At 39.2% G+C, this 21,457-nt stretch carries 24 protein-coding genes and 5 tRNA genes; 7 read left to right on the top strand and 22 right to left on the bottom strand.

Annotated elements, in window-relative coordinates; all coding sequences use genetic code 11:
* Nucleotides 1-137 precede the first annotated feature (137 nt).
* The 15 genes from rplL to E0E36_RS16610 all read right to left on the bottom strand — a co-directional run bounded on the left by rplL (nucleotide 138) and on the right by E0E36_RS16610 (nucleotide 7,538).
* On the bottom strand, nucleotides 138-518 hold the full coding sequence (gene rplL, locus E0E36_RS16680; protein ID WP_130856890.1) for a 50S ribosomal protein L7/L12: 381 nt from the start codon (nucleotides 516-518) through the stop codon (nucleotides 138-140).
* A gap of 70 nt (nucleotides 519-588) precedes the next feature.
* A complete protein-coding gene (gene rplJ / locus E0E36_RS16675) occupies nucleotides 589-1,107 on the bottom strand; it encodes a 50S ribosomal protein L10 (protein ID WP_013665679.1) in 519 nt (172 codons plus the stop codon).
* 2 nt (nucleotides 1,108-1,109) lie between these two features.
* A complete protein-coding gene (gene rplA, locus E0E36_RS16670; protein ID WP_013665678.1) occupies nucleotides 1,110-1,808 on the bottom strand; it encodes a 50S ribosomal protein L1 in 699 nt (232 codons plus the stop codon).
* A 23-nt stretch (nucleotides 1,809-1,831) separates the two neighbouring features.
* Nucleotides 1,832-2,275: a 50S ribosomal protein L11 gene (gene rplK, locus E0E36_RS16665; protein ID WP_013665677.1), complete on the bottom strand. Its 444-nt coding sequence runs from the start codon at nucleotides 2,273-2,275 to the stop codon at nucleotides 1,832-1,834.
* 229 nt (nucleotides 2,276-2,504) lie between these two features.
* Nucleotides 2,505-3,050 carry a transcription termination/antitermination protein NusG gene (nusG, locus tag E0E36_RS16660; protein WP_013665676.1) on the bottom strand — a complete coding sequence of 182 codons (546 nt, stop codon included), beginning with the start codon at nucleotides 3,048-3,050 and terminating at the stop codon, nucleotides 2,505-2,507.
* Between the two features lie 19 nt (nucleotides 3,051-3,069).
* Nucleotides 3,070-3,264, bottom strand: coding sequence for a preprotein translocase subunit SecE (secE, locus tag E0E36_RS16655; protein WP_013665675.1), 195 nt, complete (start codon nucleotides 3,262-3,264; stop codon nucleotides 3,070-3,072).
* 84 nt (nucleotides 3,265-3,348) lie between these two features.
* Nucleotides 3,349-3,419 (bottom strand) — tRNA-Trp (locus tag E0E36_RS16650).
* A 53-nt stretch (nucleotides 3,420-3,472) separates the two neighbouring features.
* Nucleotides 3,473-4,660, bottom strand: a complete 1,188-nt coding sequence (gene tuf / locus E0E36_RS16645) for an elongation factor Tu (RefSeq protein ID WP_013665674.1) — start codon at nucleotides 4,658-4,660, stop codon at nucleotides 3,473-3,475.
* 58 nt (nucleotides 4,661-4,718) lie between these two features.
* Nucleotides 4,719-4,790: transfer RNA gene (locus E0E36_RS16640), tRNA-Thr, on the bottom strand.
* A gap of 55 nt (nucleotides 4,791-4,845) precedes the next feature.
* Nucleotides 4,846-4,918 (bottom strand) — tRNA-Gly (locus tag E0E36_RS16635).
* 94 nt (nucleotides 4,919-5,012) lie between these two features.
* Nucleotides 5,013-5,096 (bottom strand) — tRNA-Tyr (locus E0E36_RS16630).
* 7 nt (nucleotides 5,097-5,103) lie between these two features.
* A tRNA-Thr gene (locus E0E36_RS16625) sits at nucleotides 5,104-5,176 on the bottom strand.
* Between the two features lie 290 nt (nucleotides 5,177-5,466).
* Nucleotides 5,467-5,817 (bottom strand): ribosome hibernation-promoting factor, HPF/YfiA family, encoded by a 351-nt coding sequence (gene hpf, locus E0E36_RS16620; protein WP_013665673.1) that lies wholly within the window; start codon nucleotides 5,815-5,817, stop codon nucleotides 5,467-5,469.
* 13 nt (nucleotides 5,818-5,830) lie between these two features.
* Complete coding sequence (locus tag E0E36_RS16615) at nucleotides 5,831-6,712, bottom strand: tyrosine-type recombinase/integrase (protein WP_013665672.1); 882 nt, start codon at nucleotides 6,710-6,712, stop codon at nucleotides 5,831-5,833.
* Between the two features lie 121 nt (nucleotides 6,713-6,833).
* Nucleotides 6,834-7,538: a LexA family transcriptional regulator gene (locus E0E36_RS16610; protein ID WP_130856888.1), complete on the bottom strand. Its 705-nt coding sequence runs from the start codon at nucleotides 7,536-7,538 to the stop codon at nucleotides 6,834-6,836.
* Nucleotides 7,539-7,644: 106 nt separating this feature from the next.
* Between E0E36_RS16610 and E0E36_RS16605 the strand changes: the two genes are divergently transcribed.
* Nucleotides 7,645-8,724, top strand: coding sequence for a hypothetical protein (locus E0E36_RS16605; RefSeq protein ID WP_130856887.1), 1,080 nt, complete (start codon nucleotides 7,645-7,647; stop codon nucleotides 8,722-8,724).
* A 59-nt stretch (nucleotides 8,725-8,783) separates the two neighbouring features.
* On the opposite strand, the gene rpsU is transcribed toward E0E36_RS16605, so the two are convergent.
* The 5 genes from rpsU to E0E36_RS28190 form a co-directional block, all read right to left on the bottom strand.
* Nucleotides 8,784-8,975 (bottom strand): 30S ribosomal protein S21, encoded by a 192-nt coding sequence (gene rpsU / locus E0E36_RS16600; protein WP_013665669.1) that lies wholly within the window; start codon nucleotides 8,973-8,975, stop codon nucleotides 8,784-8,786.
* Between the two features lie 149 nt (nucleotides 8,976-9,124).
* Entirely contained in the window at nucleotides 9,125-10,234 is a 1,110-nt protein-coding gene (locus E0E36_RS16595) for a DUF6588 family protein (protein ID WP_130856886.1), read from the bottom strand.
* A 28-nt stretch (nucleotides 10,235-10,262) separates the two neighbouring features.
* The gene (locus E0E36_RS16590; RefSeq protein ID WP_130856885.1) at nucleotides 10,263-11,015 is read right to left on the bottom strand and encodes a hypothetical protein; all 753 of its coding nucleotides are present in this window, start codon (nucleotides 11,013-11,015) and stop codon (nucleotides 10,263-10,265) included.
* A gap of 144 nt (nucleotides 11,016-11,159) precedes the next feature.
* Nucleotides 11,160-11,726 carry an MFS transporter gene (locus E0E36_RS28195; RefSeq protein ID WP_256377673.1) on the bottom strand — a complete coding sequence of 189 codons (567 nt, stop codon included), beginning with the start codon at nucleotides 11,724-11,726 and terminating at the stop codon, nucleotides 11,160-11,162.
* Nucleotides 11,727-11,761: 35 nt separating this feature from the next.
* Nucleotides 11,762-12,451: an MFS transporter gene (locus tag E0E36_RS28190; RefSeq protein ID WP_256377658.1), complete on the bottom strand. Its 690-nt coding sequence runs from the start codon at nucleotides 12,449-12,451 to the stop codon at nucleotides 11,762-11,764.
* A gap of 107 nt (nucleotides 12,452-12,558) precedes the next feature.
* Here E0E36_RS28190 and E0E36_RS16580 point away from each other — a divergent pair, with 107 nt between their 5' ends.
* On the top strand, nucleotides 12,559-13,293 hold the full coding sequence (locus tag E0E36_RS16580) for a DUF2490 domain-containing protein (protein ID WP_130856883.1): 735 nt from the start codon (nucleotides 12,559-12,561) through the stop codon (nucleotides 13,291-13,293).
* A 16-nt stretch (nucleotides 13,294-13,309) separates the two neighbouring features.
* Here the strand turns inward: E0E36_RS16580 and E0E36_RS16575 are convergent, their stop codons facing one another.
* Complete coding sequence (locus E0E36_RS16575) at nucleotides 13,310-15,454, bottom strand: glucoamylase family protein (RefSeq protein WP_130856882.1); 2,145 nt, start codon at nucleotides 15,452-15,454, stop codon at nucleotides 13,310-13,312.
* 264 nt (nucleotides 15,455-15,718) lie between these two features.
* Between E0E36_RS16575 and E0E36_RS16570 the strand changes: the two genes are divergently transcribed.
* The 4 genes from E0E36_RS16570 to E0E36_RS16555 are packed head-to-tail and all read left to right on the top strand — an operon-like array spanning nucleotide 15,719 to nucleotide 19,932.
* On the top strand, nucleotides 15,719-16,630 hold the full coding sequence (locus tag E0E36_RS16570) for a LiaF transmembrane domain-containing protein (protein WP_165447018.1): 912 nt from the start codon (nucleotides 15,719-15,721) through the stop codon (nucleotides 16,628-16,630).
* A 26-nt stretch (nucleotides 16,631-16,656) separates the two neighbouring features.
* The gene (locus E0E36_RS16565) at nucleotides 16,657-17,697 is read left to right on the top strand and encodes a sensor histidine kinase (protein ID WP_130856880.1); all 1,041 of its coding nucleotides are present in this window, start codon (nucleotides 16,657-16,659) and stop codon (nucleotides 17,695-17,697) included.
* Nucleotides 17,694-18,440 carry a LytR/AlgR family response regulator transcription factor gene (locus E0E36_RS16560; RefSeq protein ID WP_013665661.1) on the top strand — a complete coding sequence of 249 codons (747 nt, stop codon included), beginning with the start codon at nucleotides 17,694-17,696 and terminating at the stop codon, nucleotides 18,438-18,440. The genes E0E36_RS16565 and E0E36_RS16560 overlap by 4 nt, the downstream gene beginning before the upstream one ends.
* A 22-nt stretch (nucleotides 18,441-18,462) precedes the next feature.
* On the top strand, nucleotides 18,463-19,932 hold the full coding sequence (locus E0E36_RS16555) for a serine hydrolase domain-containing protein (protein ID WP_130856879.1): 1,470 nt from the start codon (nucleotides 18,463-18,465) through the stop codon (nucleotides 19,930-19,932).
* Between the two features lie 48 nt (nucleotides 19,933-19,980).
* Here E0E36_RS16555 and purN read toward each other — a convergent pair whose 3' ends face one another.
* The gene (purN, locus tag E0E36_RS16550; RefSeq protein WP_130856878.1) at nucleotides 19,981-20,574 is read right to left on the bottom strand and encodes a phosphoribosylglycinamide formyltransferase; all 594 of its coding nucleotides are present in this window, start codon (nucleotides 20,572-20,574) and stop codon (nucleotides 19,981-19,983) included.
* A gap of 306 nt (nucleotides 20,575-20,880) precedes the next feature.
* On the opposite strand from purN, the gene E0E36_RS16545 reads away from it, so the two are divergent.
* Nucleotides 20,881-21,393 carry a peroxiredoxin family protein gene (locus E0E36_RS16545; RefSeq protein ID WP_013665658.1) on the top strand — a complete coding sequence of 171 codons (513 nt, stop codon included), beginning with the start codon at nucleotides 20,881-20,883 and terminating at the stop codon, nucleotides 21,391-21,393.
* Nucleotides 21,394-21,457 lie beyond the last annotated feature (64 nt).

Genomic DNA, 21,457 nt, shown 5'->3' with positions numbered 1-21,457 from the left:
TTAAACTTCACGCGACATGTTTTAACCGAAAGATGGTTCTGTACAGTCCAACAGTATTTTTGGGATAATATAAACGGCAATAGACCCCAGTAGAAATACCGGAGTCTAAAACCATTTAGGATCTCTTTAGATGAGAATTACTTAATCTCAACAACAGCTCCTGCTTCTTCCAGTTGTTTTTTCAAAGCTTCAGCTTCATCTTTAGCAACACCAGCTTTTAATTCTTTAGGAGCGCCGTCAACTAAATCTTTAGCTTCTTTAAGGCCTAAACCAGTTAAATCTTTCACTAATTTAACAACAGCCAATTTCTGACCACCGGCTTCTTTCAAGATTACATCAAAAGATGTTTTCTCTTCAGCAGCAGCAGGAGCATCACCACCTGCAGCAGGGCCAGCAACAGCTACAGCTGCAGCAGCTGGCTCAATACCATACTCATCTTTTAAGATTTGAGCTAACTCGTTAACTTCTTTTACTGTTAAGTTTACTAACTGCTCAGCAAACGCTTTTAAATCTGCCATTTTATTTTAAATTTTTGAATTTACTTTTTTCTATTAAACTATTGTTACTTGAACGGTTTTAATGGTTCCGTTAACCTCTTTCCTGTAAAGTTTTCACCAAACCTGCGATTGTACTTCCACCCGACTTAAGAGCAGAAACAACATTCTTAGCAGGTGATTGAAGCAATCCAATGATATCGCCGATAAGCTCTTCTTTCGATTTCAGAGCAACTAACGAATCTAATTGGGCATCTCCAACAAATACCGAAGCATCAATATAAGCTCCCTTCAAGATCGGCTTATCACCCTCTTTACGGAGTTCTTTGATCAATTTCGCAGGAGCATTACCTGTTTCAGAGAAAAGGATAGTAGAAGCACCTTTTAGCACCCCTTTTAGTTCTTCTGAATCAACTCCGGCTGCTTCTAAAGCTTTAACGATCAATGAATTCTTAGCTACTTGAATTTTGATACCTCTTTCAAAGCATTTGCGACGGATATTGTTAACTTTTGCAACAGTCAAATCAGCAGTATCAGTAATATAGAAATTACCGTAAGATTTGATCTGATCAGTTAAAGCTTGAACAATTTCTTGTTTTTCTTCTTTTCTCATGATTAAATCCCCGCTACTGATTTAGTTTCCACTTGAATACCCGGACTCATTGTTGAAGAGAGGTGGATACTCTTAAAATATGTTCCTTTCGCTGCAGACGGCTTCAATTTTGAAATTGTTTGGATTACTTCCAACGCATTATCATAAATCTTGTCTGCATCAAATGACACTTTACCAACTGAAGCATGAATGATACCGGTCTTGTCAACCTTGAAATCAATCTTACCGCCTTTTACTTCAGTAACTGCTTTACCCACATCTTGGGTAACCGTTCCTGACTTAGGGTTAGGCATTAGGTTTCTAGGGCCTAAAATACGACCCAATCTACCTACTTTAGCCATCACGCTAGGCATGGTAATAATGATATCAACATCGGTCCATCCACCCTCAATTTTGCTGATATACTCATCTAAACCTACATAATCCGCACCCGCTGCTTTAGCTTCTTCCTCCTTATCCGGAGTACACAAAACTAAAACACGTACGGTCTTACCGGTTCCATGAGGCAAGGTAGCTATACCACGAACCATCTGATTTGCTTTACGTGGATCTACGCCCAAACGAACATCGATATCCACGGACGCATCAAACTTGGTAGTGGTAATCTCCTTTACAAGTGCTGCTGCCTCCTGCAAAGTATACGCTTTACCAGCTTCAATTTTGGATAGTGCCGCCTTTTGATTTTTTGTTAATCTAGCCACTTTCTTAAACTGATTTCTGTTAATTAATTGTTCCAGGGTGCATCACCACTTACAGTGATACCCATACTACGTGCTGTACCAGCCACCATTTTCATGGCCGACTCTACTGTAAAAGCGTTTAAGTCGCTCATTTTATCTTTGGCGATAGCTTCAACTTGTTCCCAAGTAACTTTACCTACCTTTTTACGGTTAGGTTCGCCCGAGCCTCCCTTTATGCCTGCTACTTCAATAAGTTGAACAGCAACCGGTGGAGTCTTGATGATAAAATCGAAAGACTTGTCAGCATACACAGTAATTACAACCGGTAATACTTTGCCTGGCTTGTCTTGGGTACGTGCATTGAACTGCTTGCAAAATTCCATGATGTTCACCCCTTTTGCACCTAAAGCAGGTCCCACAGGGGGTGATGGATTAGCTGCGCCACCCTTCACCTGTAATTTCACTAACGCACTGACTTCTTTTGCCATTTTTCGATTTAATTTAAATTACTAAATGTTTGTTAGTAAGTTGGAAGCAATATAACGTAACATTTGTTTTTTTCTCACTCAAGTGGACTAAATTACGAGAAGCCCTTACACTTTTTTAGAGTGCGCAAAAATACAACAAAATTCAGAGAATAACAAAATATTTTTTTGTAAAATCTGAACTTTGTTGTATTAAGGCGAAAAATATTCGTTGGGATCGAGTAATAGAAGATTACTCCTTTTCAACTTGCATATAATTTAGTTCCAGCGGTGTCTTTCTACCAAAGACTTTCACCATCACCTTCAACTTCTTCTTCTCTTCGTTCACCTCTTCTATCTCTCCGGAGAAACCATTAAATGGTCCATCCGTTACTTTAACAGACTCTCCCACATAGTAAGGAACATTCATCATCTCGCCCTGCTCACTCATTTCATCTACTGTTCCCAGTATGCGGTTAACCTCAGCTTGTCTCAGCGGAATGGCATTACCAGCTTTGTCACCTAAAAATCCGATGACACTATTGATATTCTTTATAACATGCTCCAATTCTCCATCTAAAGCTGCTTCGAGTAAAACATATCCCGGATAATAATTTCTTTCTTTGGCGATCTTCTTTCCCTCGCGCATCTGAAAATATTTCTCCATCGGGATTAAAACCTGAGGAACCAAATGATTTATTCCTAAGCGATTAATCTCAGCCTCAATATATTGCTTTACTTTCTTCTCTTTACCGCTTACCGCGCGTACAACATACCATTTCAATTGCTGATCTGCCATTCTATAATCCTCCTTGATTTTAGGCCGTCGTACCGTAAAAAAGTTTCAATATTGCACTTGATGATTGATCCATTGCTAGTACAATCAGTGCTATGATGATTGACGCAACAAGCACCACCACCGCTGAATTCTGCAACTCCGACCATGTTGGCCAAGACACCTTCTGAGTCATCTCATGATAGGAGTCTTTTATAAAATCAAGTACATTTGCCATTGTATGATAGAGATATGTTCTTTAGACTTTAGCTAACGGTTCACTGTTAACATTTTTACGCCAACGAAACCGACTGTTATTTAGCACGGGCACAAGGATTCGAACCCTGATCAAAGGTTTTGGAGACCTCTATTCTACCATTGAACTATGCCCGTAAAACGATTAGCTAATTGGCTTTTCACCAATTAGCTAATGCCTATATGCTTAATTAAGCGATAATTTCAGTTACCTGACCAGCACCTACTGTTCTACCACCTTCGCGGATAGCAAAACGTAGACCTTTTTCCATAGCAATTGCGTTAATCAATTTTACGTTGATTGTAACGTTATCACCAGGCATAACCATTTCCACACCTTCTTGAAGCGTAATTTCTCCAGTAACGTCTGTTGTACGGAAATAGAACTGAGGACGGTATTTGTTAAAGAATGGCGTGTGACGTCCACCTTCTGCTTTTGACAATACGTAAACCTCTGCCTTGAATTCAGTGTGAGGAGTTACACTACCTGGTTTACAGATAACCATACCACGACGGATATCAGTTTTTTCAATACCACGTAATAATAAACCTACGTTATCACCAGCCTCACCGTAGTCAAGGATTTTACGGAACATTTCCACCCCTGTTACAGTAGATTTCAAGTTTTCAGCACCCATACCTAAGATCTCAACTGGATCACCGGTATTGATTACACCACGCTCGATACGTCCTGTTGCAACGGTACCACGACCTGTGATTGAGAACACATCCTCGATAGGCATCAAGAAAGGTAAGTCTGTCAAACGTGGAGGAATAGGAATGTAGTTATCAACTGCATCCATTAACTCCATGATTTTGTCTACCCACTGAGCTTCACCGTTCAATGCACCTAATGCAGAACCTTTGATTACGGGGATATCATCACCTGGATATTCATAGAATGACAATAGTTCACGAACTTCCATCTCTACCAAATCCAACAACTCAGGGTCATCAACTAAGTCAGTTTTATTCATAAATACTACAAGAGCAGGTACACCTACCTGACGAGCTAATAGAATGTGCTCGCGAGTTTGAGGCATAGGACCGTCAGTTGCAGCAACAACGATGATCGCACCGTCCATTTGTGCAGCACCTGTAACCATGTTCTTTACATAGTCAGCGTGACCTGGACAGTCAACGTGAGCATAGTGACGGCTTGCAGTTTGATACTCTACGTGAGCGGTGTTGATTGTAATACCACGCTCTTTTTCTTCAGGAGCCGAGTCAATTGAATCAAATGAACGAGCTTCTGACAAACCTTTATCTGCCAAAACTTTAGTAATAGCAGCAGTTGTAGTGGTTTTACCGTGGTCAACGTGACCGATTGTACCAATATTTAAGTGTGGTTTACTGCGGTCAAATTTCTCTTTTGCCATTTTTTATGCGTATTAGTAAGTTAATTTTTATTTTGGTTCTTTTTTATTTACACTTACGAGCCAATGATGGGACTTGAACCCATGACCTCTTCCTTACCAAGGAAGTGCTCTACCGCTGAGCTACATCGGCTTGTTTGAACAACAAAAAGCTAAAGCCGATACCGGTTTTAACTCTTTGATTCAAGAGCGGAAGACGGGTCTCGAACCCGCAACCTATAGCTTGGAAGGCTATCGCTCTACCAATTGAGCTACTTCCGCTTATTTATGATGATTTTATCGGATGTATGTCATTACAACATCTATTTTATCAGAAAATCCGATCGATGAGTACAAACACCAAACAACATCTAAATGGTGGGGGGAGAAGGATTCGAACCTTCGAAGCCGAAGCAACGGATTTACAGTCCGTCCCATTTGACCGCTCTGGAATCCCCCCAACTTAGAGCCCCCTGCCGGGATCGAACCAGCGACCTACTGATTACAAGTCAGTTGCTCTACCAGCTGAGCTAAGGAGGCAATACTATTAAGAACTTTCTACCCTTTTTGGAACCCTCTTTTCTTGATCTGACCCCCTGTGTTCCCTTTGGGACTGCAAAGATAGACAAGAAAGTATTAATTCAAAAAAAAAGTGAAAATATTTATGCTAAAAAAATGCCCGCCTGACCAAATAGCTTAATTATCAGGGAAATATTTTTCCAAATTTTTCCGCTTTCAGACAACTTCCCTTCGCTACAGTTGTAATGAACGAAAAAAATCCCTCAAGGACTTTCTCCTTAAGGGATTCTTCCAATAAAAATTGAATACGACTAGCCGAGCTCTTCTTCCTGCACTTCAGCCAGCACTTCTTTATGATGTGTCACTTTAGTTCTTGTCTTTGTTTTGTGTTTATTTATTTGCCTACGCAATGACTCTATCGCCAAATCCGTCGCTTCTTCAAAGCTTTTGGCCTGCCCTTTAGCAAAAAGCTGATTCCCTGGGATATTTAACTTAAACTCCGTAATTTTATTAGCTTCGTCTTCCACGTTTTCCAGCTTCAGATAACATTCACCTGCTATGATCTGATCAAAAAACTGATCCAGCTTGTCTACACGACGTTGAATAAAGTCTACCAATTTTCTGTCTGCTTTAAATTGAATAGATTGCGTGGTAATGTTCATAAATCCTCCTTTTTTAAGCTTTGGGATGAGCTTGTTTGTAAATAGATTTCAATCGTTCCACAGAATTGTGCGTATATACCTGTGTTGCGACTAGATTTGCATGACCTAATAACTCTTTAATAGCATTTAAATCTGCCCCTTTATTTAATAACGCTGTTGCGAAGCTATGCCTTAGCACATGGGGGCTCTTTTTTTGCTGAGAGGTTATCAGTGACAAATAACGAATTACTACTTGATAAATAAGCTTTGGATAAGCTTGTTTACCTTTTATAGTAACGACTAAAGTTAAGGAATTGTTATCTAAATTTTCAATTTTTTTTAATTTTAAATATTGTTCGATTAAAAGTTTTAAATGAGGCAGCATAGGCACTATCCTTTCTTTATTTCGCTTGCCTAAAATGCGGATCGTCTGATTATAATAGTCGATATCTTTCTCCTGTAATTGTATCAATTCAGTCAAACGCATCCCGGTTCCAAAAAGCAATTCGATAATGAGCCGATCCCGTTGTCCTTCAAAATTGTCCTGAAAGATATGATCGTGATCCAGTAACTGGTTCAATTTATCTTCTTGGATAACGACAGGTAACTTTTTCGGCTTTTTTAAGGCTTTAACCAATAAGGTAGGATTTGCTCCGTAAAGACTTTCCCTTTGTAAGAATTTATAATAGGTACGTAATGAGGATAATATCCTATTAATGGAAGACGCCTCTAGGCCGCTGTCCATCAGTATCGATAAATAGTACCGCAATTGCTTGTGCCCCACTTCCTCAAATGATATCTGTTCGGCAACCCAAAACTGCAGATAACTACGGACATCTTTTTCATAGGCCTTTAGCGTATGTTCGGAATAATGTTTCTCAAACCGCAGAAAGGACATAAATCGTTCTACATACATATCTTCTTTTTTTGGTGTTGACTTGTTTCTACCAATATTTCATCCGAAACGGACACCCTACTTTAAAACTGCTTATACCGCTTTGCATTTCAGTTCTTAAATATCGTAAAAACAGATCATATTATAGCTGTTTCCTAGCCACTTTACCTTTTACAATGAAAAGTTTGACAATGGCTTTCTTATCAACAATGGTGTCTCCTGCATATTCCGGATTGGCCGCTCGCAATACGAGCTTAGTATGATCTGAGTGCGGAAACAGCAATTTTACGGTAACCAATTTATTGGCTTGCTCATTGGTAACAACCAGATAGGCTTCCCCCCAAAGGATCACTTCCAAGTTTGACACTTCCTTAACGATGATTATATCCCCGCCGGTAAATTTCGGGTTCATGCTATCACCGTATATTGGTAGATAGGCTGTACAATCATTAAAAGGACGAAAATTGACATAAAATTCGGGCACTTCCTGAAAAACATCCGCTCCGTTAAATACCATATCGGGCTGAATATTATAAAAAGGTACTTCTCTCTCTAACGATTCATTTGCCGAGCGAACTTCTTTCCCTCCTTGTCTATGCTTATAGGGTATATTTGATAAAAATGGCGCGCCCTCTTTCTTTTCAAGCCACTTCAAACTTATATTATGATAGTCAATAATATCTTTTGCTAACCGTTTTCCTACAACCCTACCACCGTTTTCAATCGACGAAAAATTATTGACATGTTTGGCAATTCCACCATAAAACTGCTCTAAAGTCATCTTTTTTAACAATCGTGCCTCTTTAAATAAAGGCCCTAATTCCGCTCTATCTAAGTGATCTATCATAATATCAAAAAATATTTTTTATAACATAAAAATATACTATATTTGAATACCTCTAAGGTACGCAATTATGAATAACCATCAATACAATTTTTTTAAACTTTAATTTATGGAAAATCTTCACGAAGCAATCCGAACAAGCAACTTTCGTTACCTAACGGAAGATGCTATCCAAACTCCCTTATCTTTTATCGAAAACTTCTGCTATTTTGAAACAGAGGTGGAAACTTTCAGGAAAGACATCCTTTTTTTTCTTCATGCCGCTACAACAAGAAAATCAGATTTCAACGGAAAGTTTTATGTCAATTCTGAAGACTATGCTTATAACTGTCGACAACTAATTTCAGTCATTGAGGTGCTATGGGTACTGTATCATCAACCTATACCTCAGCTAAGAATTCCGGACACCCATCCCCTTTACCAAAAATCATCTTGGGCAACAGACCGTATCGATATTGAAAAAAGAATAAATAGCGGCGCTGCACATTTCAGGAAGCTGGAAAATCGGGAAATAAACGATATCGGATTTTTTTTGGAAGAATTCTTTTTATATCGTAACCTCAATGAGTGGCGAGAAATTTTGGATGACCTGCTAACGTATGCTTATACCAACGAAAGTATCTTCGATGGTACCGAATTATTGTATGAATCTGTTGCGATTTACGAATACCTGGAAAAAGCAGTCGAAGCAATTTTCTTAATTGCAGATCTAAACTTTAAATACAACAAATCAACCGATGATATCCAAACAAAAGGTGATCAGGAAACAAACCTAAACCCTACTGCGCAAATCAACGGAATCACTTTACCCAACCCAATTCAAGAAGTACCGTCTTTAGATGACGACACCTTCACCAATAACCTGATACAATATCTCGAAAAATTTTGGAGTCATCTGGAAGAGAGCAATGGAAATCATTCATATGGGCCCGTCATGTTTACAGAAACACTTGAAAAGGAACTCCTGTCCTATTTTGAATCTTTTCATCCTAAATTTCTTAGCCGAAATTTCCGGAGAATTTATATGGGATATCTCGAGCATTTATTTGCAAATGGCACTCCCTGGTATTACCATGAACTACGAGCTTTCACCGCTCATATGGACACATTTTTTGAACTTCTGGAATTGGCAGACCAAGAAACCGCACACTGGCCTCAGGAAGATCGTATAGGATGGGATGAAAACTAAACAAAAAAGCCGTTCACAGAACCTTGTTGTGAACGGCCTATATAATTGACATCTACTTTCTAAACCGTATCTTGGTTCAATGATTGTTTGTAGATCGCTTTTTTAATTTGAGTACGGCGGGTAACAGATTTTTTTTCGTATGCTTGGCGCGCACGAAGCTCTCTTAACACTCCAGTTTTTTCAAATTTTTTCTTAAAACGCTTCAAGGCTTTATCTAACGATTCGCCATCTTTTACATTTACGATAATCATGCTCTTTATACCCCCTTTCTATTGTCAAAATTTGGGACAACAAAGGTAAACATTAATCCGTTAAATTAAAAGCGATTTTCAACATTCTTTCACTTTTAATTCCTCTCCTATTTATATTAGATGGCAATGCAGTAAAAACAGCTTATTTCTTAGTCTCCTTTTAGTAGGGTGGCCCTCAACGCTAAAGACGCAATATGTGTATTGGCATAGGTATATTGAACCTCTGCTTTAACAAAACCGCTCCCTAGCAAAAGGCCAAAGCCACCCGCTGCTACGGTTTCATTAATACTCGATTTAAATAGGTCTCTATATTCATAGCCTGTTTCTTCCACCACATCCCGGACATACGCATCATTTATTTTCAGTTTGAAAACACCATTAGTTCCCAAATCACTTGTTTGATGAACGACTCCCCCATGTCCATAAATCTCTACAAAAGAGTTTACTCGATAGTTAAAAAAAGCTAAAGCCTGTTGTGTTTTAGTGTGATGTGATAACTCCAAGGAAGTGCCCGCTGTACTAAAATAGTCATTATTAAAGGTTAAAAAACGTTCTCCGTTCGGTGTAAAACTCGTCTTGTTTCGCATATATGAAAGCAGTAAGTTAACGGTAAAGTTAGGATCTTCATCGTCAGTAAACCATTGAGAAATATTATGTCGGATAGCCCCGCCCCATGCAGATACATCCACTTTACCCTCATTTAATCCTATCGCAAACGGCATTACTCTCAAAGACAATTCGGTACTTTTTCCGAGCCCCACACTCAGTTGCGGCATAACGAAGGGAGTGACTCCTACGCCGGTGCCGATCCCATCAATCATATTGAAATTTGCGCTCAGATAATCACCCGTAACTGGATTAACTAATCTATTGTTTGTGGCAGGGTCTAATAGAAAAACACTGATAGCACCTCCTTTGGCATCTGTGAACATACCAGGGGTTAAAGGGGCAGCGATTATGTTTGCGCTTTGATATAATTGATCCATGCGAATATAACGATTCCCGTCATTGATAGGAATAATAGCGGTGGATCCTACTAAACTAAAAGACAAATGACCTGCCTGCTTCGGTATAGCCCCGCCTTGCCAGCCCTGATTGAGGGAAAAACCAAAATTAGAAGAAAATAAATTGGTATACGCTGCAAAATAACTGTTACCAAAACGTTCAATATCTCGCACCTGCATTTCATAGTCTTGCAACGTTTGGGCTTGCACCACATTGCTAATCAGTAGAACGAGTAAAAGCCAGCTACACTTCATTAGCCTAGGAATATAGGACACCCTTAATTTAATCATGATTGGAAGGAATGAGAGTAGCATATCCTATTTGAGAGCTACCATTCGTTAAACTTATGTTGAGAGAATCGTAGTCTGATTCAAGAACTTGAAAAGTTAGCTGCTCTTTTAATGCATCCGATACAGCAGGAACCGTAATTCTCAATTCTTTTTGATTTGACCCTTCTAGCGAATAGGTGGCAAACACTTCTGATTTCTCTCCGAAAAGCTCTTCAAAGACGCCACACACACCTTCTGCCACTGGAGCATCAATTTTCACTTTTGCCCCTTTTCCACCCTTATAAAATGTGAATTTTAACCCTTTTACACACTGCCATTCCGGTCTTTCTGTTACATCCAATTTATCCTCATCGTAGATACGGTCAATCAACCAAGTTTTCTCTCCGCCATTCTGATTAAGTTGTTGAAGGGCTAAATGCAGATAGACGGCCGAACTATTAATCGTATTTTTCAGCGTTGTATTGTCAGCATATGAAAAAATTGCCTTACAGCCGGCGCTTTCAATAGACTTTTGGGCCAAACGCCCCAGCTCAGCCTGATTTGACCAGCTGTTAGTTCCATCAGCATACCGAATATCGATGAAGGGAATCGAGGTTTGGTCCGTGGGTAAAACCAGTTGACTCTTCGACAGGCTATCAGGTTCAACGGCATGTTGTCCTTCCGTAAAATCGCGTTCATTGGTATATACCTTTATATAGGCTACCTCTTCAATGGTCTGCTCGGGAAAGATATAGATATAGTCCATTATGTTACAGACTTTATCGTGCTCGCAGCTTGAGAGGCAAAACAAAAGTAGTCCTAAGAATAGTGTTGTAAAAGCTTTGTTCATATTTAAACTTGTTAACATCTGAGCCAATCCTTCCTATGGAGTTGGTATTGCGCTTCTGTATCAACCATTCGGCTCATTATTTAATTGAGATCGGCGCATTGTGTCTTGCATTCCCAGATATACGAATAACGAGCAGGCAATGCATATCGTGATATACCAATAAAAGTAATTTTCGTGTCCTATATTTTTAAACCATAAGGCAATGTATTCTGCTGATCCGCCAAACACTGCAACAGTTAACGCATAAGGTAAACCAACTCCCAAGGCCCTAATTTTTGCCGGAAAGAGCTCTGCTTTGACAATAGCATTTATGCTCGTATACCCACTAACTATTATCAATGCTAGCAGTATCAACCAAAAAGCCTGCCATTTATCTTCGACATATTGTAAAGCATTCAATAAAGGCACCGTAAAAAGAGTTCCCAGCGCACCGAAAGCGAGTAACAGGGGTTTTCTTCCGATTTTATCCGATAGTAAACCGAAAATCGGTTGCAGTCCCGCGAAAATCAATAAAGCAAGAAACGTGATTAAAGTAGCATCTGCATTAACAAGCCCAACGGTATTAACAAGAAACTTTTGCATGTACGTGGAGTAAGTATAAAAAGCCAAGGTTCCCCCTAACGTCAAACCAATGACCGTCAATATCTCCTTAGGGTGCTGTATTAATAGCTGTAAAGAACCTTTTTTTCCTGTAGTAGTTCCTGTTGTTTAAAAGCTCTCGTTTCATCCAGATGCTGTCTCAAATACAGGGCCACCACCGCCAAAACTGCTCCGATAAAAAACGGTATCCGCCATCCCCACATAAACAGATCCTCTTCGCTCAGTAAAAGCTTCTGTAAAAGTAACTGGATTCCCAAGGCGATTAACTGTCCTCCAATGAGTGTTACATATTGAAAGCTCGAATAGAAACCACGCCTATCGGGTGTAGCCATCTCGGAAAGGTAAGTAGCCGATACACCATATTCTCCACCTACACTCAACCCCTGCAATAATCTTGCAATTAACAACACAATAGGAGCAATCACGCCAATCTGGTTATAGGTAGGCGAACAGGCAATAATCAATGAACCGAGAGACATTAATAAAACAGATAAAGTCATTGATTTTTTCCGACCAAACCGGTCCCCGATAAAGCCAAATACATATCCGCCTAGCGGCCTCATTAGAAATCCAACAGCAAATATAGCTGCTGTATTTAAAAGTTGCAGGGTACGGTTGTCTCCTGGAAAAAAAGAAGCAGAAAAATAAATGGTAAATGCAGAATAGGCGTACCAATCGTACCATTCAACTAAATTACCGATAGACCCTCCAATAATAGCTCTTAAACGTTTCCTTGAAATAGTACTTGACATATGCTTATAATTGATAACAGTACTTGCTTTAGCTGGCAAATTATAAATTTTATTGATTTTTTCTTATTTTAAGCCCTTCAAATCACTATATAAACACTAACCATTCGATGAAAAGAACAGCATCCAAATTCGTTAACACACTCTTTGGCTTGATGGCTATAATATGCCTTCTGATTCCCCAAACATCAATTAAAGCACAGGACAATCAATTCGGAAACTGGTACGCATGGTTTAATAATATTAAATTCAATGCCAAGTGGGGAATGAATAACGATATTCAATTTCGGGCAGGGAAGAACTGGAACGAAAACTCACTTATCTTAATCCGGCCTGGAGTGAATTATTACGTCAGCGCCAATCAAACCGCTTCAGCGGGGTATGCAACGACTCTTGTGACACACAAATTAACAGGTGATCAGCCGCGATTAACGGAACACAGAATTTGGGAGCAATATATCATCACCGGTAGGCTTCTAAATATCCCTGTTCAACATCGATTCAGACTTGAGCAACGTTTTTTAAAGCGTCCTGATGAAAGCGTTTTTACTCAGAGGGCGAGATATTTTATTAGGGGAATTATTCCTATCAATAGCCCTTTACAACAACCCTTTAATAAGGGATGGTTCCTCGCACTTCAAAACGAATTGTTCTTTAACATTCAAAATAAGGATAATGTTAACGGGAGCCTATTTGATCAAAACAGAGCCTATGCAGCTTTCGGCTATCGATTTTCACCAAAATATGATTTAGAAATAGGCTATATGAATCAATTTTCGAAAAGAAATACCCAACCAAATCTGCTAAATCATATAGCGCAGATTGCCTTCTATACACGACTATAGAAGGCTACTGTAATCATTATCGTATCTTTTCAACAAGCAATTTAATATCCGGATCCTTCATAAAAAGATTCCATATTAAACCGGTGCGTGCATTTTCCAACATAATGGGAACAATTCCTTGGTGAATAGGGTCAAAATTTCCGGAAACCCAGTTATCTTTAAAATTAAATTCATCCCTAAACCCATATTCTGTCCATAAAAAACTTCCCAAGTTTCTGTAATAATTTTTGAGCGCTTCCATAGCGATCGTGGGTGTATATGGATAAGTCGCAATGGCTGCGGAAGGATTAAAACGATTTACAAAAGCCGAATCCTTCCCAACATAAGGCCACAGTAAATTTGTTATGCTCACAAACTGTTCACCGCTGTCCAAAGCTGCCCGATAGTAAATCATTGACAAATCACATTGATTATCAAAATAATTGACCGTGCTATCAATAGGGCTCCTCGGATTGATAGCCAAAAAAGGCAGTTGCTGTTCGATCAGTGAAGTTTGTACGGATCCCGCCACCAATCGGATTCCGTAATAGGTACTGTCGATCATGAATGATTCACGATTATAAAGCTCGGGTTTTTCCCCATTTTTCCCAAAAAGTAACGTATCACTAACAGAGGTCGACAATCTACCAATAGCAGGACCAACATACTTCAGTGGCTGTTTAAATCCAAGCTTATAGGAGGCGGGAGTAATTGCGTGACTTGGTGAAGCGATTGCTAATAGATAAGCGATCAAGCTACCGTTGTACCCTCCTATTGGCGCCGACTTAGTAAATGAGCAGGCAGGAGACCAGACACTGTATAGATGATAGCCATTTCCTTCCTTCACAAATTTCGTCCAATCCACCCCGTTCCATAGAGAGGAAATAGCGTCTCTCAATTCACTCTCGTCAGCACTCTCCTTATCAAAATAATTTCGAGCAACCAGCAAACCTTGCATTAAATAAGCCGTAGACTCAATATTGGCCGCTATTTCACAAGAATCAGTCATGATAGGCTTACCGGATCTCCCGTTAAGCAATTCCGGAAAAGCGCCATGATAAGTAGTTGCCCTTCCCAAAAATTTAACGATTTTCTTTAAACGATCCAACAGTAGTTGCCGCGGAATAAATTTTCGTTCTACACCAATTACTTGAGCCAAAATGCCAATCCCCGTCCCTTTCACAGAAATACTGGCATCACTAACCAACGGAGAAATTTTATGCATGCCGCTATTGAACTCCGTTTCATTTGTGAAATAGGCGATATGCGATTTCTCAATTGAATTTAACAGGTCTTCATCTCCCGCCAATTTAGTTTCAGCTGTTTTAATTTCCGAAAAGGGTGATTCCCGATACTGATAATCAACCCAAGCGATTTTGTAATAATAAGACACATTTGTGCGCGGAACGAAGTCAGTATACTTGTTAAATGAGATTGGTCTAACGGCAACCGGGACAAAGTTTTGGTTATCTTCAGATCGGTATATTTTGATGTAGCGAATACTGGGCGTGAGGGGTAACTGCCACATAATATCAACGTGTCTTTCATGAGCCTCTACAGATGAGAGTACAGCCTTGCCGGTAAGCTTCATATCGGGGGTTTTAGTAGGCAAGAATTCAATTTGATCAATAAATAACCGATGTTCCTTGCCATCCATATTCGTTCCCTGCTTAAAAATTATACTGCTTATCGGTGCTTGGTTGTCTAAATTCCCGATGCCTTTCAAAGGAATTTCAACCGACAACCACGCATTATCCTGATAGTTCTTTATAAAAGATTGAATTTTAACCTCTTCGGAGATATTTTCACCTTGAGCGAGTTGTATATTAGGTAATTCTGTTTTCGCAGTAGCACTTGAAACAAAAATCTTAAAAATCAATAAGTCGTTGTTTTTGGGTAAATGACCATAATCGCTGCTATAGTGGATAACCGATTTCCACTCACCCTCATTTCCGGAAATATAATTCAACATAAGCGAATTTCCCGGAGTAAAAAAAACACTATCCACTACCGGTAGATGGCCATTCATGTGGTTGATCCAACTGTTACCGGCAAAGGACGACTGTGAATAGTAGTAACTCTTTGGCATCAAACTGTTTTCGAACAGCACCTCCGGATAGTTAGAGGCCTCAGCTTGAATGCTTAATAGAATAGCAAGTAAGAAAAAGTATATTTTGTTCATATTAGCGTATCTTAACAGTCAAAGATTGGAGCAAAAACCAAGCCATGGCATCTTTGACAGCTTTCAAGAATCTCTCTTCTCATTTACCGATAAAATTAGGTCTTTTACCGACAAACTGTGTGCATCCGCCAAGTTCTGATGAAACTAAAGTGAAATATTCATTTATATTTACAAAAAAAAGATAAAGTATGAACAATCTATGTTATGCAGAGAACAGCAATATACATGATTTTTCTCATACGATCATCAATAAATACTATACATATGAATAACTATAAAGCTCCTCAACATAGGTCAAACTCCGGCAGAGTGTGGGTAGGACTTATTATTATTATCATCGGTTTTTCCATGTTATCAAAAACACTTGGCTTTATATTCGATTTTCCTAACTGGCTATTCTCGTGGCCTATGTGGTTAATTGTTATCGGCTTGGTACTGGGAGCCCGAAATAACTTCAAAAAGCCCTCATCTTTTATATTGATTCTTATCGGTTGTTTCTTCCTAACAGAACGGATGTTCGATGTAAGTCTTGGTAGGTTTTTTTGGCCCGCTTTTATCATACTCCTTGGTTGTTGGCTAATTGCAGGCAGAAACAGGGGCCGCTTTTCCTCTCCCCCTCCCGTTGACCCCCAAAAGGGTCCTTACGGAGAACCATCAAAAGAAACAAGCCCTTTCTCGAATTACAGCCCACCACATCAATCTGATCTTGATTGGGATAGAAGGGTGAGCAGCGAAGCGGATATTTCAACAGAAGATGAAAATCAAGAAGGTTCGGCCCCGAAAGCCGAACCTGATGCATTTTATGAACAGGCTGAACAGTCATCGAGCAAAGTTAACGAAGATTATATCGACTCCGTTTCTATCTTCGGACAGGTAAAAAAGAATATTTATTCAAAGAATTTCAAAGGCGGAGACATCGTCAATATCATGGGAGGAGCCGATATTAATTTAATCCAAGCAGATATTCAACATCCTGTCATTTTGGAAGTCGTACAGATTTTCGGAGGTACAACCATTCTCGTTCCTGCTCACTGGAAAGTAAACCCGGAAATGACGGCTATTTTTGGAGGAGTGGAAGACAAGCGATTTATTAATAATGTAGCTGTAGATAATCGCAAGAATTTGATTATAAAAGGCACCTCAATTTTTGGCGGTATTACAATCAAAAGTATCTAATCATTATCATTTTAAGCATTTATCCAATGGCGTCAACCCCGCTCATCACGTCAAAGCAAAAGCTCATTGCAGTCAGCTGTGTATCCGTTTGGGTAGGTACGCTTATTATACAAACCGGCTTATTGCTTTGGTTTGATTTTAACGTTGAACTCACGCTCCTTGACAGTTTAATCAGCGCCACAACCATCGCAGCGGCGTGTTATATCATTGCTAATAATTTAAATTATTATCAGCCTCGCAAGGAACGTTATTTTTACATTATAATTTGGGGATTATGCTTGGCCGCGATCAGCCTAACCATCAATCGCTATGTGATGCAATATATTATAAGCGACAAATCTTATTTAGCGTTCCTTGATTTATCCCTTCCTATACGCTATTGCACCAATAGCTTGATAATCGCATGGGTAGCAATTATGCAGGTGCTTTGGAACACACTACATGATCAAAAGGAAAATGAACAGCGAAAAGCAGATGCTGAGAAACTGGCTCGCGAAGCGGAACTCTATAATCTCCGACAGCAGCTTCAACCGCATTTTCTTTTTAATAGTTTAAATTCCATCATTGCGCTTATTGGACGAAAACCCGAAGAGGCAAGAAACATGACTTTTCAATTATCTGACTTTTTGCGTGGAACTCTTCGAAAAGACGATCAACAACTTATTCCGCTGAAAGACGAGATTGAACATTTGAAACTCTATCTAGAAATAGAGAAAGTCCGCTTTGGCCATCGGCTAGATACGGATATACTTATGGAGGACTGCGAAGAATGCCTCTTACCTGCTATGATTTTACAGCCTCTCGTAGAAAATGCCATTAAATATGGTTTGTATGACACTACGGGCCAGGTAAAAATTGCCATTTGGGCAAAAAAAGATGAAAACCACTTATTGGTGGCCATTCAAAACCCTTTTGATAAAGAAAGCAGCAACCCCCATAAGGGTACTGGTTTTGGACTACGTGGTGTACAGCGGAGATTATTTTTATTGTTTGGACGCACAGATTTGTTGCAAACTCATCATACAGCGCATATCTTTACAAGCAATATAAAAATACCACAACAATGATTAAAGCTGTTTTGATAGACGATGAACCACTTGCGCGAAGCATAATAAGTGAATATTTAGCCGACTATAAGGAAGTACAAATCGTTGCAGAATGTAATGATGGGTTTGAAGGAGCAAAAGCGATTATGCAATATCAGCCAGACTTGGTTTTTTTGGATATCCAAATGCCAAAAATCAATGGTTTTGAAATGCTTGAGCTGATTGACCAGCAACCGCCTGTCATTTTTACAACAGCTTTTGATGAATACGCAATTAAAGCATTTGAAAAATATGCAATAGATTATCTGCTTAAACCAATCAGCAAGCCGCGTTTCGATCAGGCCATGAATAAATTTCTCCAGCAACGTAATTTAAAGAGCACAACTGAACAGGAGCAAACAAAAAAGATGCTGGAGACCATGAGCCCCTCCCCTTCTTTGGAACGCATTGTAGTAAAAACCGGCAGTAAAATCAACGTAATCAACACCGATAGTTTGATTTGTCTGGAAGCGGATGATGACTATGTACGCCTACATACCACAACAGGAGCCTATTTAAAGAATAAAACAATGGCTTTTTTCGAAAAAGAGCTCGATCCTAACATATTTGTAAGAATTCATCGTTCTTATATAGTACGCGTGGATAGCATTGTGCGACTTGAACCTTTTGAAAAGGAAAGCCACATCGCAATACTAAACAACAACATGAAGGTAAATGTAAGTAAATCAGGCTATTCAAGACTCAAACAGGTTTTAGACATTTAAAATATTTTCAAACTCACCATTAATGTTTCGATATTCGCTGATCGCTATTTTCTTTCTTTTTGTTTGTCATCTGTGCTCAGCCCAAGAAGAAAACAGCAGTAAAATAGTAAACAGATTCAAAAACTATTTCAACAAACATCAGGCTGACTCCATTTATCAACAGTGGAACCAGCACGCAAAGACGACCGTGTCGAAAGCCCAGCTCGACTCGCTGCTAATTAAGCAACTTTACCCACTAGGTACTATAGAAACTTCTTCATTTATAAAAAATGAGAATGACCTCGAGCATTTTAAACTCGTCTTTTCTAAAAAGACCTTGAAGCTCATTTTGCGGGTTGATTCTAATGAAAAAATAGAAACATTCCTTTTCCAACCCTTTGAGGAATCCGTCAATGAAAGAGATACAATACCATCTGTGAAAAAAGAAGATCCCATAGAGGATACAACAGGACATAGGCTAGCAGACGAATCAAAAACAATGGAAAGCACCATTGATAATTTAGTCGATTCACTTGCGCTTCAGTATACGAACGACCCCAGTACTTGTGGTCTAGCCATCGGTATTATTCATAATGGTAAAGCGGGTTACTATTATTACGGCGAAACCACACGAGGTAATAAAACACTCCCTGATCAGGAAACTTTATTTGAAATTGGATCCATCAGCAAAGCTTTTACTGCCACCCTTCTAGCAAATGCAACGTTGACAGATAGTATCCACCTAAATGATCCAATTGTTAAGTATCTCCCGGATAGTATCGCTCAAAACAAAGAACTCGAGAAGATCACCTTTCAAAATTTAGCGACCCATACATCCGGTTTACCACGCTTACCGGACAATATAGTTCCAAGCGAACCCTTAGACCCCTATAAAGATTACGATCGTAAAGCGTTATTTTCCTATCTTAAGAGTTATAGCCAAATAAACAAACCCGATTCCGTTTATGAATACAGCAATCTTGGATACGGGATTATCGGAGACTTATTGGCTTATAAAAAGAATTCTTCGTACAATGAATTAATAGAAAAAACGATCTGTGACCCATTGGAATTAGAAAACACAACCGAATTTCCGAGTGGAGATAAATTACCGAAATTTATTCCGACTTATAATAATAAGGGAGAACTGACTCCGCATTGGCATTTTTTGGCTCTGAGCGGAGCGGGATCGTTAAAATCCACAATAAGGGATTTGCTTAAATTTGCCGAAAGCAACATAAACATCCCGAATACTGTACTAGGTAAAGCCATTGCGTTGACACATAAACCGTCTTGGCTGGTTTCGGAAACTCAGGATCTCGGCTTGTCATGGCATATTAATATTGAAAACTTTCAGGAAATTTTCTGGCAAAATGGGGGAACCTTTGGAAGCAGTAGCTTTTTAGCTTTCGTTCCAGGCAAGAAAGTTGCCGTTGTGGTACTTGCAAACGCGGCAAAATCGGTAGATAGTATAGGTTTTTCTATAATAAATAACCTTATCACGAATCGCTGATTTACCCGAAACATCAGCAAGAGAAACCTTAACGGGGAAAAAGACTAATTAATCAGTTATCTTATGCCCCTCAACTCTTTTCAAGAGGTTTTCAATAACTTTAGGGAAATATTGATGCTCCAACTGTTGTCCCTTAAATTTTACCATTTCTAAATTGTCATCTTTTTCTATTTTGAAACGCGCTTGATAAATGATCTCGCCCTCATCAAAGCGTTCGTTTACATAATGGATAGTGATGCCCGACTCCTCCTCCTTATTTTCCAATACAGCCTTATGTACACGATCTCCATACATTCCCTTTCCACCGTAGGCAGGTAGTAGGGCAGGATGTATATTAATAATTTTATTCGGAAACGATTTAAGTAGATTTTCCGGAACTAACCATAAGAAACCGGCAAGAACAATTAAATCTATTTGCATCCGGTTTAACAACTCAACTATATTATCGGTATTATAGAACTCGTGACGGTCAAATACGTGAGAGGGAACTTCAAAGTTATCGGCACGTTGTAATACGTAAGCTTCGGGATTATTAGTCAATATTAAAGAAACTTCCGCGTCGTGGCTATACTTAAAATGCTCCATGATCTTTTGAGCATTAGAGCCGGAGCCGGACGCGAAAATAGCTATGCGTTTTTTCATAAAGTATTTTGTTTTTATACGATGCGCTTTACCGATCAATCTCGCCGATTCTACTTATTGCGAAGGATCGCTAAATTTTATCTAAGTATTTTGCCGCAAAGTTAATTATTATACAGCATTTATTTAGTTTTTGGTCAACATCTCAGCGTAAAATTGGTTCAACCTTCTACGGGTTTCCACCATAATACTTATTTTTACCCTTCAAATTAGTATGTATTCGTATGGGTGCAATCAATAAGTCCAACATACACCATAAGCTTTTGAATGTAAACAGACGCTGTCATTGAATTTATTATAATATTATATATGAAAAGCAATATCCATTCCTGCGCTGCTAACCTTATCGTAGCTTTCGTTTTCTGTTTCGCAAGCGCCTGCGCTCAAAAAACCAACCAGGTTCCAAAAGAAATCCCTGAGTTCACCTTCTATACTGTTGATAAGGATGCTCCTTTCACCCGTAATAATCTTGCTTCCAACGGGAAAAACATCGTTATTCTCTTTTTCGATCCCGGCTGCAGCCATTGTCAGCAAGAAGTCTTGGCGCTTGGCAAAAACTATAATAGCATAAAGAATATCAATCTCTACATGGTGGCCATGCAGGAAAAAAATTTAATCAATGCTTTTATGTCCATGTACGGAGGGCAGCTACGAAATAAAAAAAACGTGACGCTCTTGCATGACAAAAATTATGAGTTTATTGGCAGATTTAAACCGACCCAATATCCCGCAACTTTTGTTTATGGGGGTGATAAAAAACTTAAAAAATATTGGGATGGCGAAAAAAAAACAGAGGAAATCATTAAGGCACTGAACTTATAACCCCGGGATGGCAGTCCCTTCGGAAGCACTCAGAAGAGAGTCGCAACTAATCAATATAAAATGC

This window comes from Olivibacter jilunii, from assembly GCF_900607235.1.
In the GTDB taxonomy this organism is placed as follows: domain Bacteria; phylum Bacteroidota; class Bacteroidia; order Sphingobacteriales; family Sphingobacteriaceae; genus Olivibacter; species Olivibacter oleidegradans.
Note: the sequence above shows the minus strand (reverse complement) of the source record. Positions and strands in the feature narration are given on the sequence as shown.

Coding starts and splice junctions, on each gene's coding strand:
- E0E36_RS16615 (WP_013665672.1), bottom strand. CDS start 6,712: ATGTATGTAGAACGATTTATGTCCTTTCTGCGGTTTGAGAAACATTAT.
- E0E36_RS16605 (WP_130856887.1), top strand. CDS start 7,645: ATGGAAAATCTTCACGAAGCAATCCGAACAAGCAACTTTCGTTACCTA.
- E0E36_RS16610 (WP_130856888.1), bottom strand. CDS start 7,538: ATGATAGATCACTTAGATAGAGCGGAATTAGGGCCTTTATTTAAAGAG.
- purN (WP_130856878.1), bottom strand. CDS start 20,574: ATGAAAAAACGCATAGCTATTTTCGCGTCCGGCTCCGGCTCTAATGCT.
- E0E36_RS16560 (WP_013665661.1), top strand. CDS start 17,694: ATGATTAAAGCTGTTTTGATAGACGATGAACCACTTGCGCGAAGCATA.
- E0E36_RS16595 (WP_130856886.1), bottom strand. CDS start 10,234: ATGAAGTGTAGCTGGCTTTTACTCGTTCTACTGATTAGCAATGTGGTG.
- rpsU (WP_013665669.1), bottom strand. CDS start 8,975: ATGATTATCGTAAATGTAAAAGATGGCGAATCGTTAGATAAAGCCTTG.
- tuf (WP_013665674.1), bottom strand. CDS start 4,660: ATGGCAAAAGAGAAATTTGACCGCAGTAAACCACACTTAAATATTGGT.
- E0E36_RS16545 (WP_013665658.1), top strand. CDS start 20,881: ATGAAAAGCAATATCCATTCCTGCGCTGCTAACCTTATCGTAGCTTTC.
- E0E36_RS16580 (WP_130856883.1), top strand. CDS start 12,559: ATGAAAAGAACAGCATCCAAATTCGTTAACACACTCTTTGGCTTGATG.
- rplJ (WP_013665679.1), bottom strand. CDS start 1,107: ATGAGAAAAGAAGAAAAACAAGAAATTGTTCAAGCTTTAACTGATCAG.
- E0E36_RS16555 (WP_130856879.1), top strand. CDS start 18,463: ATGTTTCGATATTCGCTGATCGCTATTTTCTTTCTTTTTGTTTGTCAT.
- hpf (WP_013665673.1), bottom strand. CDS start 5,817: ATGAACATTACCACGCAATCTATTCAATTTAAAGCAGACAGAAAATTG.
- rplK (WP_013665677.1), bottom strand. CDS start 2,275: ATGGCAAAAGAAGTCAGTGCGTTAGTGAAATTACAGGTGAAGGGTGGC.
- E0E36_RS16565 (WP_130856880.1), top strand. CDS start 16,657: ATGGCGTCAACCCCGCTCATCACGTCAAAGCAAAAGCTCATTGCAGTC.
- E0E36_RS28190 (WP_256377658.1), bottom strand. CDS start 12,451: ATGTCAAGTACTATTTCAAGGAAACGTTTAAGAGCTATTATTGGAGGG.
- E0E36_RS16570 (WP_165447018.1), top strand. CDS start 15,719: ATGAATAACTATAAAGCTCCTCAACATAGGTCAAACTCCGGCAGAGTG.
- rplL (WP_130856890.1), bottom strand. CDS start 518: ATGGCAGATTTAAAAGCGTTTGCTGAGCAGTTAGTAAACTTAACAGTA.
- nusG (WP_013665676.1), bottom strand. CDS start 3,050: ATGGCAGATCAGCAATTGAAATGGTATGTTGTACGCGCGGTAAGCGGT.
- secE (WP_013665675.1), bottom strand. CDS start 3,264: ATGGCAAATGTACTTGATTTTATAAAAGACTCCTATCATGAGATGACT.
- E0E36_RS16590 (WP_130856885.1), bottom strand. CDS start 11,015: ATGGACTATATCTATATCTTTCCCGAGCAGACCATTGAAGAGGTAGCC.
- E0E36_RS16575 (WP_130856882.1), bottom strand. CDS start 15,454: ATGAACAAAATATACTTTTTCTTACTTGCTATTCTATTAAGCATTCAA.